Here is a 9,641-nt window from a genome sequence, read left to right on the forward strand (position 1 = left end):
CGCGCGCAGCCGTGGCGCAACAGGGTCCGCATCACAGGCGCTGCAACAGTTCTGCGAACGCACGTGCCGACGCGTCGACGTGCGAGGCCAGGCGATGGTCGTCGTCGACCAGTAGCAAGCGCGCATGCCGTGCCTGGGCCCACGCGATCACGTCGGCGGCCGGAATCAGCTCGTCGCGCCAGGCATGCACGATCGAGATCGGCACTGGTGCGGCATCCAGCGCCGGCAGCGGGCCCATTTGGGTCGGCGGCACCATCAGAAACAAGCCGCGTGTGGGTACCTGCAACGACACCCGCCCGGCGATATACGAACCCAGGCTGGAACCGACCAGCACCAGCGGGCCCTTATCGGCGGCCGCACGTGCGATCTCCAGCAGCCGTTGCAGCCGGCCTTGCACGTCGCCGAGCGCGCTGACCTCGCGGCGTGCATCCAGGTCGGTGTACTCCGGGCGTTCGTGGGTCCAGCCCAACTGCTCGGCCACGTTGGCCAGCGCAGTCACCTTCAAGGCGTCCGGGCCGCTTTCGAAACCGTGCGAGAGGATGCAATGCCCGCGACTCATAGCGCCTGCACCGTATCGCCGATGCGCAGCACGCCACCGCGCAGGATGCGTGCGCACAGCCCGCCATGACCGCGCATGGCGCTGTAGCCGCCCGGGCCCAGCGCATCTTCCATGCGCGAACACGGATCGCACGGGTCGGTACCTTCCAGCTCCACCTCGCCAATGCGAAACCGCCGCCCCTTCAGCGCGATCAACGGAATGCCGGACACCACCACGTTGCGCCGCAGCGTGGCCGGCGCGATGGTCGCGTGTCCTGCCAACGCCGCAATCACCGGCAGATGCTCGGCCTGGATCAGGGTCACGCCGCGCTTGCCGCTGCCGCCCTTGTAGCGATCCCCCACCAGACCAATGCCGGTGGTGACCTGCGCCGCGTCCACTTCCAGCATTGCCACGTCGCGCGCCGGACGCACGCCGATCCAGGTCACCTGACCGGTCTGCGGCAGCGTCGCCATTAATTTGCCCAGAGGGCTGTCGGGATTCAAAGCCATCGCCGAATGCTAGCATCCGCTCCATGTCCGATGCCGTCCTGCCGTCGCCACCGATCACCTACGCGCCGCTGTCCTACGAATCGCGGTTGACAACACGCGCGCTCACCCAGATCGACATGGTGGTCATCCATTGCACCGAGTTGCCGGACATGGCGATGGCGCGCGAATACGGAGAGCGTGTGCTCTACGACAGCGGCACCGGCAACAGCGGGCATTACTACCTCGATCGCAACGGCAGCATCCAGCAATACGTCGCGCTGGAGCGCGTTGCGCACCATGTGCGTGGGCATAACCTACATACGCTGGGGATCGAACTGGTCAACCGCGGCCGCTATCCCCACTGGCTGGATTCGCGTCATCAAGAAATGACCGAACCGTATCCCGAAGCGCAGATCGCTGCGCTGATCAGCTTGTTGCAATGGCTGCAGCAGCAACTGCCTTCGGTGCGACGCATCGCCGGCCACCAAGCGCTGGATACCACCCAGCAAGCGGCCAGCGACGCCCCGGCGCGCAACATTCAGCGCAAACTCGATCCTGGCCCGTTGTTTCCGTGGCCGCGTATCGAGGCGGCGGTAAGCTGGTCGCACACGCCAGGTTAAACGGCATTTTTAGAAACCGCACGATGCGTACATGCGAGATGTCGTTGGTAGTTTTCGAAACTGCCCACTGGAACGCTCAACGCTCCGTCGCACGGTAGGTCTTCTCGCCTGCATTCACTGCCACGTCCAGTCGATTTTCGGGCGGCGCGATCGGGCAGACCACATGCGGCGTCAGTGCACACGGCGGATTTTCGGCCAGATTGAAATCCAGCACGACACGGCCATCGCGCGGCAATGCGGTGTAGAGATAGCGCGCGCCGCCATAACTCTCCTTGCCACTGGTGCGGTCGACAAACAGGAAGAACAGGCCCTGGCCATCCTCCTGCAGCAGCGGCTGCAAGCGGTATTCGTGGGCATTCCACGAGAACACCGCTTCTCCCGGCACCTCCACCGTGAGTGGCGTGCCGATCGACGTCAGCAAGGTGGTCGTGCGCGGCGCTGGATAGGGTTGCCACTGCGCCTGGATGCGCCACTGTGGATCGGTGGGGAAATATTCCAACCCTCCGAACTGCCTCAGCGCCGGCGATGCCGGGTCGCGGAAGCGCCATCCGTACAAGGCGCCGGTCTGCACCAGATAGAACTGCCGGCCATCCACGTCCAGCCGATCGCCGCGCTGCCCTGCCCGCTCCGGTTCCAGGCGAACCTCGTCGATACGCTGCCCATTGAGCGTCACCGACGCGGTGGCATCCGCGCGAAAGCGTACCTGTCCCGCAGCATCCAACGTCAGTTGCCCCAGCTGCGCGGGGCCCGCAGGCAGCACGATATCGCCGTGCGGGTCGCTGCCCACACGGTATTGGCCGGCGCGCAAGCGCCCCGAACCGGTATAGCTCAGCCACCCGTCGGGCGCACGCAGTTGCGTCAATCGCTCCGCGCGCGCGCGGTCCAGCGCGAGCTGATAGACATCGTGCTGCGCCGCATTTCGATAACCGGCAGCAGGCGCATCGCTGACGTCGGCGGTCGATTCCGCCGAACAGGCAGCCAGCGTCCACACCGCGACGCACAACGCGCCAACCCGTAACTGCAACCGCATGGTTCACCCAGCACTGCAAGAAACTGCGCTCCGCGCAGCGAACCTGCGTCACCACAGGCCACCGTTCCTGCCGCTATTGTGCCTGCAATCAGGAGCCGGTCGCGACCGGACGCGACGCGTTTTGCAGCCAACCGCTCCAGGAACCGGCGTAAACGCGCGCTCCTGACAGCCCGGCCACTTCCAATGCCAGCAACAGATGGCATGCCGTGACGCCGGATCCGCACATCACCACCACCTGGTCGGGCTGATACGCGCCGAGTAATGCGGACAATTCGGCGCGCAACTCGGCGACCGGCTTGAAGCGGCCATCGCGAAGACTCAACCCCAACGGGCGACTGACCGCACCTGGCACATGCCCCGCCACCGGGTCGATCGGCTCGACGTCGCCACGAAAACGCTCGCCTGCGCGCGCGTCCAGCAACCAGCCCGGCGCCTGCTGCAGTCGCTCCACGATCTGCTCGGCATCCACGACCGCGGCGGTATCGAAGCTGCCGGGATACGCAGCGCCATCATGCACTGCAGGTAGCTCGGTGCTTTGTGCAAACCCGGCGGCGCGCCATGCGGCCAGACCGCCGTCCAGTACCGCCGCCCGACGATGCCCCATCAGCCGCAACATCCACCACGCGCGTGCGGCCGCCATGCTGCCATCGCCCGCGTCGTAGACCACCACCTGGCTGTGTGGATCGATACCCCATTCGCCCAGACGTTTGGCGAATGCCGCGCTGTGCGGCAACGGGTGCCGCCCGTGCGCCGGTCGCGACAGGTCGGCCAGATCGTGGTCGAGATCGGCGTAATGCGCGCCGGGCAGATGTCCCTGCGCGTACGCCTTGCCCGCGGCGTCCGGGTCTGGCGCGGTCGGTGGCGCGGCGCGCGCATCCAGCAGACGCAGCTGCGGATGCTGCAACGTGGCCGCCAGCGTGGCGGCATCGACCAGCGTGCTCCAGTTCGGATCGGCACTCATGCAACCTGCTCCAGGCGACGACGAAGATTGAGAAGGATGGCCGCAGTTGCGCCCCAGATGCGGTGGCCAGGCCAGTTGTATTCCAGTACGCGGCGCGGGCACCCGCGAAATTCCAGTTCCACGCTGCGCAGATTGTCCGGGTCCATCAGGTAGGCCAGCGGTACTTCGAAGACGTCCGCCACCTCATCCGGCTGCGGGACCGCCACGAACGCCGGGTCGATCACCGCCACCACCGGCGTCACCCGGAATCCGCTGACGGTCAGAAACGGATCCAGATACCCCAAGGCGTGCACCTGCTGTGCGCCCAGCGCGATTTCTTCGCAGCTCTCACGCAGCGCGGCTGCGGCGGCATCGGCATCGGATGGTTCCATGCGTCCGCCCGGGAAGCTGACCTGCCCGGCGTGATGGCGCAGGCTGTCGGTGCGACGCGTCAGCAGCACAGTGGTGCCCTGTTCGCGGGGCACCAGCCCGCAGAGCACTGCCGCCTCGGCAGACGCGTCGCCGTCGGTCAGATCGATCAGTTCGGCATGGTTCCAGCCCGGCCCTGCCGGCGCAGTGTCCAGCGGATACAACGCTCGCCTGAGCTGCGCGTACTCAGGCAGCTGCGCCGTCAGCGCGCGTGCGGGCAGCACCGTATGCAGATAGTTCTGGTGTTCGGCGTCGCTCATGCTCATCCAGCGTGCAATTTCATCCATGCTGCGCAAACAGCCGACACAGTGCGACTGCGCATCCAGCGAACATACACCGATACACGGACTCGGCAGCCGGCCGGCCGCGAAATCGGGATCGGGATCTACATCGACATCGACATCGGTTTCGACATCGCTGCCGCTCATTGCCGGGTCTTACGGCCGCTGCATCGTTTCATTGTCATCTTCAGGCAATCGGTCGACCAAAACGACAACGCCGGCCTGGTGGCCGGCGTTGTCATCACAACATCGAATCACATCACTTGACGCTGACCAGCTTGATCTCGAACTGCACAGCCACGTTCGGCGGGAACGGGGTCCGCGGGTCGGCACCGTAGGCCTTTTCCGGCGGCAGGGTCACTTCCCACTTCGAGCCGGCCGGCATCTGCAGCAGCGTGTCGCGCATGGCCTGCATTTCGACTTCGCTGACCTTGATGGCCGGGATCTGCTGCGCTGGACGTGCCTTCTCGCGGTCGCCGAACGGGAACGGACCGGCCACTTCCAGCTGCACCGTGCTGGCCTGGGTCGGCTTGGCGCCCTTGCCGGCTTCGATCACGCGATACTGCACCCCGCTCGGCAGCGTCTGCACGCCAGCGGTGCCCTTGTTCTTTGCCAGGAACGCATCGCTCTTGGTCTTGTTGGCGGCAGCGGCCTTTTCGTACTCGGCCTTGGCCTGCTGGGCACGGCCCTGCTCGCGCTTCTGGAACGCTTCAACGGCCGGCTTCAGCTGGTCGGCAGTGATCGCCGGCTGCTTCTTGGCATAGGCGTCCTGCAGACCCTTTACCACCGAGTTGATGTCGAGCTGCTCGCCGCGACCGGTGAGCTCGGCAAGGTTATTGCCGTAGTCATAGCCGAAGTAGTAGCTCAACTTGCCCTTCTCGGACGTTGTGTCCTGGGCTAGTGCATTGCCCGTCAGGGCCAGGGCCGCCACAGCGACCGCGATAGAACGCAACTTCATCAAACAATTCTCCAGGGTGGTGGCACAGGACGGGTCTGCCGCCTGAGATGACGCGTTAGGATAGCGGCCGCGATACCGAACCGCTACTTATCGCGAAAGCTAGGACCAGCAAGGCTTTCAGAAGTTCCGTATTTACTAATTTTTTACGTCCGCAAGGGTTCACATGTCCAATCACGTCATTCTGATTGCCGATCACGCCAGCATCCGGACGATTACGGTCAACCGGCCGGACAAACTGAACGCCTTGAACCAGCAGACCATGCAGGCCCTGGATCAGGCGTTTCAGGACGCAGCCGCTGCAGACGACGTACGTGCAGTGATTCTCACCGGCGCTGGCCCCAAGGCGTTCGTGGCAGGCGCAGATATCGCCGAAATGAGTGATCTGTCGGCAATCCAGGGCCGCGCGTTCTCGCTGCTGGGCCAGCAGCTGATGCGCCGGATCGAACGCATGCCTAAGCCGGTGATTGCAATGATCAATGGCTTTGCGCTCGGCGGCGGCCTGGAGCTGGCAATGGCCTGCCATCTGCGCATCGCCGCGACCACCGCGCGCCTGGGGCAACCGGAAATCAACCTGGGCCTGATCCCCGGCTTCGGCGGCACGCAGCGCCTGCTGCGCCTGACCGGCCGCGCGGCAGCGCTGGAACTGTGCCTGTTCGGCCTGCCGATCGACGCGGCACGCGCACTGCAACTGGGCCTGGTCAATCGCGTGGTCGAAGCGGACGCCTTGCACGAAGAGACCCTGGCGCTTGCGCAACGCTTGGCAACTGCAGCACCGCTGGCACTGCGCGGCATTCTGGATGCGTTGGTGTTCGGCGGCGAGTGCGCCATGGAAGAAGGTCTGCAGCTGGAAACCGCGCAATTTGCGCTGTTGTTCGCCACCGACGACATGCGCGAAGGCACCCGTGCGTTTCTCCACAAGCGCCCTGCTCACTTCAAGAACCGCTGATCATCGCCATGACGCTCGACCCCATACCGGCACCGCGCCCCCTGCCCTTGCAATTATTCGACTGCGTGCAAGCCGATGATCTTGATCGCGCGCTGGCACTCGGCCTGATGGCGTATCTGCCCGACCCGCAACACGACGCGCTGGACGCCGATTGCCAGCAGGTGTGCGCCACGTTGCGGGGTGCACAGCAGCGTTTGCGCGATGCATGGGCCGCGCGCGAACGCTATCGCGCGCGCGCCGCGCGTCTGCAACGCCGCGCCGCCGAGCGTGACGCACGCAGGGCACCCGCTCCGGCACCCAGCCAGCCGGCATTGCCGGCATTGCCGCCGCTGGCCGCCGCCATCCTGGCACGTGCCAAGGCCAAAGCCGCCGGCGGAGCGCAGCCATGAACGCACCGCAGGCAACGCCACCAGCGCGTCGTGGCAGCAGCATGCGCAAGCCCGAGATACAGGAGATGTTCGAGCGCCTGCGCGAACTCAATCCGCACCCGACCACCGAACTGGAATACACCACCCCGTTCGAGTTGTTGATCGCCGTGCTGTTGTCGGCGCAGGCTACCGATGTGGGCGTCAACAAGGCCACCCGCAAGCTGTATCCGGTGGCTAACACACCGCGCGACATTCTCGATCTCGGCGAAGAAGGCCTGAAGCGGTACATCGCCACCATCGGCTTGTTCAACGCCAAGGCCAAGAACGTCATCGCCACCTGTCGCATTCTGCTGGAGCGTTACGGCGGCGAAGTGCCGCACGACCGCGCCGCACTCGAGGCATTGCCCGGCGTCGGCCGCAAAACCGCAAACGTGGTGCTCAACACCGCGTTCGGCGAGCCTGCGATGGCAGTGGACACGCATATCTTTCGCGTCTCCAACCGCACCGGTCTGGCGCCGGGCAAGGACGTCCGCGTTGTCGAAGACAGGCTGGTCAAGGTGATTCCCGCCCAGTTTCTTTACGACGCGCATCACTGGCTGATCCTGCACGGCCGCTACGTCTGCAAGGCACGCAAACCGGATTGCCCAGGCTGCGTGATCCACGATCTATGCCGCTACCGCGACAAGACGCCGCCGGCCCCTGAGCGGCCAACAGACACCAAGAGTTGATGCAGCAGTGAAGCCGAAGCAACCACGCAACCGCGCGCCCTGATCCACAGCCATCAACGGCAAGGCCGCAAGCTTTTACGCATCACGAATCCCTACTCCCGGCCGCAAAAAAATCGCGACTGGATGATGCGTCTTTGGGCGCCATGCATCATCCGGTCGCGACGGGGGTCACTCGGCGCGAACGCCGGGCGTTTACGACACCTTACGCAACTTTCGCCTGCTCGACGCGCGATTCCACCAGCACGCCCTCCACGGTGGGCTGCCCTTCGACACGTCGATCAAGTTCCTTCCAATCCACCACCAGCTCACAGCCGCGCGAGGCTGCATTGCGGCTCCAGTCGCGCAACAACTCGATACAGGCATGGTCGACGTGGTGCAGCTTGGCCACATCCAGATGCAGCGCAGTGTTCGGCGGCACGCTTTCCAATGTCCGTGCCATGGCCGGCACCTTCAGGAAGGTAGCCGAGCCCTGCAAGGTCACATGCATCTCGTCCTTCTTGTCGGCGTGCTCGCGCACTTCGACCTTCAGACGCGAGGAGTGCAGTGCCAGACGGAACAACGACAAACCTAAAGCCGATCAGCACACCGGTCAGCAAGTCGGTCGCCACGATCGCGAAGGTGGTCGCCAGAGAGATCGCGGCCGTTCCACGGCCATAGGTCACCAGCTCCTTGACCTGCTCGATCTTGATCATCTTCACGCCCGTGTAGACCAGGATACCGGCCAGACACGCGACCGGCGTCATCCGCAACAGCCACGGCAGCAGCATGACGAAGACCAGCAACCAGCTGCCGTGTAGGATGGTCGAGGTACGCGTGGCCGCACCGGCCTGCACATTGGCCGCGCTACGCACGATCACGCCGGTCATCGGCAATGCGCCCAGGAAGCCGCACAACATATTGCCCCCCCTGCGCCGCCAGCTCACGGTCGTACTGCGTACGCCCCCCCTCTGATGCAGACGGTCCACCGCCGCGGCCGACAGCAAGGTTTCCGCGCTGGCGATGAAGGCGAAGGTCACTGCCGACACCAGCAACGTGTGGGTGAACACGCCAAAGATGTCGGAAATGCTGGGGATGCTGATTGCAGATAACAGATTGGTCGGAACGTCGACCTTGTTGACGTTTAAGCCCTGCAACTGCATGGTCGCCGTCACCACCACCGCAATCAATGCACCCGGCAAAAGATGCGATTGCGATACCCATACACAACGGGAGCGCGACAAGGAAGACCACGACAGACGCCAATACATCACGCCCAAACAGTTCCTGACGGAAATATCCGCCGATACCTGAGGTGTTCATGGTGAGCTTCGTCAAGCGAGTTCAGCGCGCACGACTTGCTGGAATCGCGGGCGCGGAGTGGCCTCGGGAGTGCTTTCGGCCAGGAGCGGCCGGAAGCCACCCTTCTCGGCATCGAAGGCGCGGATCTCCCCGTGCGCGATATCGTAGATCCAGCCGTGGATACGCAAGGTGCCCGCGGCCAGACGGGCTGCCACCACCGGCTGCGTGCGCAGGTGATCCAGCTGCGAGACCACGTTTTCTTCGGTCATGCAGCTCAGCGCGTCCTGGCTATGCGGATCATGCCCGTGATGCGCGGTGACATGACGTGCCGCATCGGTGTGCTTGAGCCACGCTGCCACGGAGGGCACGTCTTCCAGCGGCTCCGGCTTCAGCACGGCCTTCATCGCACCGCAATCGGTATGGCCGCAGATCACGATGTGACGCACACCCAGTACTGCAGCGACGTATTCGATCGCTGCCACCACGCCGCTGACGTGTTGCGAGTAGGGCGGCACCACATTGCCGATATTGCGATAGACGAACAGTTCGCCGGGCTGCGCGGAGAAGATCAGTTCCGGCATGACGCGCGAATCGGCGCAGGTAATGAACAGCGTATGCGGGCTTTAGGGAAGGTCTGAACAACCCATCAAACCTCTAAAATTCCAGCTTCTTGCATTTCAATGACTGGAAAAATGCTGAGTCGGGTGCGATTTTTGCAACGTTCTGGCGGTTTTGGCTGCCGCCAGGCAGCATTATCCCCTGGCCGGCAGCAAGTGCCGGCGCACCATCCACAGATTCGACAGCGCAAATAACGTCTGCACCTGTGCGGTGTTCTTGGCCAGGCCGCGATAGCGCACCTTGGTGTAGCCGAACTGCCGCTTGATCACCCGGAATGGGTGCTCCACCTTCGCGCGCACGCTTGCCTTGAAGTGTTCCCAACGTTCTGCCCAAGCACGCGCGCGCTTGTTGCCAATGGCTTGAATCGTGGAGCGCTTGGCGGCAATGAAAAATGCAGCCTCGCAGCTCTGCAACTCGTC

Annotated in this window: 13 protein-coding genes and 2 pseudogenes; 5 read left to right on the top strand and 10 right to left on the bottom strand. The window is 64.3% G+C overall.

All coding sequences use genetic code 11. The annotated features are described in order from the left end of the window. Positions 1-31 precede the first annotated feature (31 nt). Together WJW29_RS03770 and WJW29_RS03775 are read right to left on the bottom strand one after the other, a co-directional pair. Entirely contained in the window at positions 32-559 is a 528-nt protein-coding gene (locus tag WJW29_RS03770) for a YqiA/YcfP family alpha/beta fold hydrolase (RefSeq protein WP_011259099.1), read from the bottom strand. Then, positions 556-1,047, bottom strand: coding sequence for an MOSC domain-containing protein (locus WJW29_RS03775; protein WP_011408612.1), 492 nt, complete (start codon positions 1,045-1,047; stop codon positions 556-558). The genes WJW29_RS03770 and WJW29_RS03775 overlap by 4 nt, the downstream gene beginning before the upstream one ends. Before the next feature lie 23 nt (positions 1,048-1,070). Between WJW29_RS03775 and WJW29_RS03780 the strand changes: the two genes are divergently transcribed. Next, positions 1,071-1,646, top strand: coding sequence for an N-acetylmuramoyl-L-alanine amidase (locus WJW29_RS03780; protein WP_011408613.1), 576 nt, complete (start codon positions 1,071-1,073; stop codon positions 1,644-1,646). 76 nt (positions 1,647-1,722) lie between these two features. On the opposite strand, the gene WJW29_RS03785 is transcribed toward WJW29_RS03780, so the two are convergent. From WJW29_RS03785 to WJW29_RS03795, 3 genes are all read right to left on the bottom strand, one after another. Beyond that, entirely contained in the window at positions 1,723-2,676 is a 954-nt protein-coding gene (locus tag WJW29_RS03785) for a DUF1684 domain-containing protein (protein WP_011259101.1), read from the bottom strand. Positions 2,677-2,764: 88 nt separating this feature from the next. Next, the gene (locus WJW29_RS03790) at positions 2,765-3,637 is read right to left on the bottom strand and encodes a sulfurtransferase (RefSeq protein ID WP_011259102.1); all 873 of its coding nucleotides are present in this window, start codon (positions 3,635-3,637) and stop codon (positions 2,765-2,767) included. Beyond that, complete coding sequence (locus WJW29_RS03795) at positions 3,634-4,341, bottom strand: CoA pyrophosphatase (RefSeq protein ID WP_229001911.1); 708 nt, start codon at positions 4,339-4,341, stop codon at positions 3,634-3,636. Before WJW29_RS03795 ends, WJW29_RS03790 begins: the two co-directional genes overlap by 4 nt. Between WJW29_RS03795 and WJW29_RS03800 the strand changes: the two genes are divergently transcribed. Next, positions 4,288-4,593, top strand: a complete 306-nt coding sequence (locus WJW29_RS03800) for a hypothetical protein (protein ID WP_341897661.1) — start codon at positions 4,288-4,290, stop codon at positions 4,591-4,593. The genes WJW29_RS03795 and WJW29_RS03800 overlap by 54 nt on opposite strands. Here WJW29_RS03800 and WJW29_RS03805 read toward each other — a convergent pair. After that, the gene (locus tag WJW29_RS03805; RefSeq protein WP_011408617.1) at positions 4,586-5,284 is read right to left on the bottom strand and encodes an FKBP-type peptidyl-prolyl cis-trans isomerase N-terminal domain-containing protein; all 699 of its coding nucleotides are present in this window, start codon (positions 5,282-5,284) and stop codon (positions 4,586-4,588) included. The two genes, WJW29_RS03800 and WJW29_RS03805, sit on opposite strands and share 8 nt — an antisense overlap. A gap of 163 nt (positions 5,285-5,447) precedes the next feature. On the opposite strand from WJW29_RS03805, the gene WJW29_RS03810 reads away from it, so the two are divergent. Genes WJW29_RS03810 through nth form a run of 3 tightly spaced genes read left to right on the top strand, consistent with a single transcriptional unit; the run spans position 5,448 to position 7,326 of the window. Then, positions 5,448-6,230 (top strand): enoyl-CoA hydratase-related protein, encoded by a 783-nt coding sequence (locus WJW29_RS03810; protein ID WP_011408618.1) that lies wholly within the window; start codon positions 5,448-5,450, stop codon positions 6,228-6,230. A gap of 8 nt (positions 6,231-6,238) precedes the next feature. Beyond that, the gene (locus tag WJW29_RS03815) at positions 6,239-6,619 is read left to right on the top strand and encodes a hypothetical protein (protein WP_011408619.1); all 381 of its coding nucleotides are present in this window, start codon (positions 6,239-6,241) and stop codon (positions 6,617-6,619) included. Beyond that, positions 6,616-7,326 (top strand): endonuclease III, encoded by a 711-nt coding sequence (gene nth, locus WJW29_RS03820; RefSeq protein ID WP_011259107.1) that lies wholly within the window; start codon positions 6,616-6,618, stop codon positions 7,324-7,326. Before WJW29_RS03815 ends, nth begins: the two co-directional genes overlap by 4 nt. A gap of 202 nt (positions 7,327-7,528) precedes the next feature. On the opposite strand, the gene WJW29_RS03825 is transcribed toward nth, so the two are convergent. The 4 genes and pseudogenes from WJW29_RS03825 to WJW29_RS03840 form a co-directional block, all read right to left on the bottom strand. Continuing rightward, a complete protein-coding gene (locus tag WJW29_RS03825) occupies positions 7,529-7,813 on the bottom strand; it encodes an STAS domain-containing protein (protein WP_228329614.1) in 285 nt (94 codons plus the stop codon). 199 nt (positions 7,814-8,012) lie between these two features. Next, positions 8,013-8,573: pseudogene (locus WJW29_RS03830) on the bottom strand (SulP family inorganic anion transporter); the annotation flags it as partial. Positions 8,574-8,636: 63 nt separating this feature from the next. After that, a pseudogene (locus WJW29_RS03835) lies at positions 8,637-9,227 on the bottom strand (carbonic anhydrase); the annotation flags it as partial. Positions 9,228-9,356: 129 nt separating this feature from the next. Further along, positions 9,357-9,641, bottom strand: a 285-nt coding sequence (locus tag WJW29_RS03840; protein ID WP_143690701.1) for a transposase, incomplete at its 5' end; no start/stop codon positions are given.

It is taken from the genome of Xanthomonas sp. JL1, from assembly GCF_038405005.1.

Coding starts and splice junctions, on each gene's coding strand:
- WJW29_RS03770 (WP_011259099.1), bottom strand. CDS start 559: ATGAGTCGCGGGCATTGCATCCTCTCGCACGGTTTCGAAAGCGGCCCG.
- WJW29_RS03775 (WP_011408612.1), bottom strand. CDS start 1,047: ATGGCTTTGAATCCCGACAGCCCTCTGGGCAAATTAATGGCGACGCTG.
- WJW29_RS03780 (WP_011408613.1), top strand. CDS start 1,071: ATGTCCGATGCCGTCCTGCCGTCGCCACCGATCACCTACGCGCCGCTG.
- WJW29_RS03785 (WP_011259101.1), bottom strand. CDS start 2,676: ATGCGGTTGCAGTTACGGGTTGGCGCGTTGTGCGTCGCGGTGTGGACG.
- WJW29_RS03790 (WP_011259102.1), bottom strand. CDS start 3,637: ATGAGTGCCGATCCGAACTGGAGCACGCTGGTCGATGCCGCCACGCTG.
- WJW29_RS03805 (WP_011408617.1), bottom strand. CDS start 5,284: ATGAAGTTGCGTTCTATCGCGGTCGCTGTGGCGGCCCTGGCCCTGACG.
- WJW29_RS03810 (WP_011408618.1), top strand. CDS start 5,448: ATGTCCAATCACGTCATTCTGATTGCCGATCACGCCAGCATCCGGACG.
- WJW29_RS03815 (WP_011408619.1), top strand. CDS start 6,239: ATGACGCTCGACCCCATACCGGCACCGCGCCCCCTGCCCTTGCAATTA.
- nth (WP_011259107.1), top strand. CDS start 6,616: ATGAACGCACCGCAGGCAACGCCACCAGCGCGTCGTGGCAGCAGCATG.
- WJW29_RS03825 (WP_228329614.1), bottom strand. CDS start 7,813: ATGCATGTGACCTTGCAGGGCTCGGCTACCTTCCTGAAGGTGCCGGCC.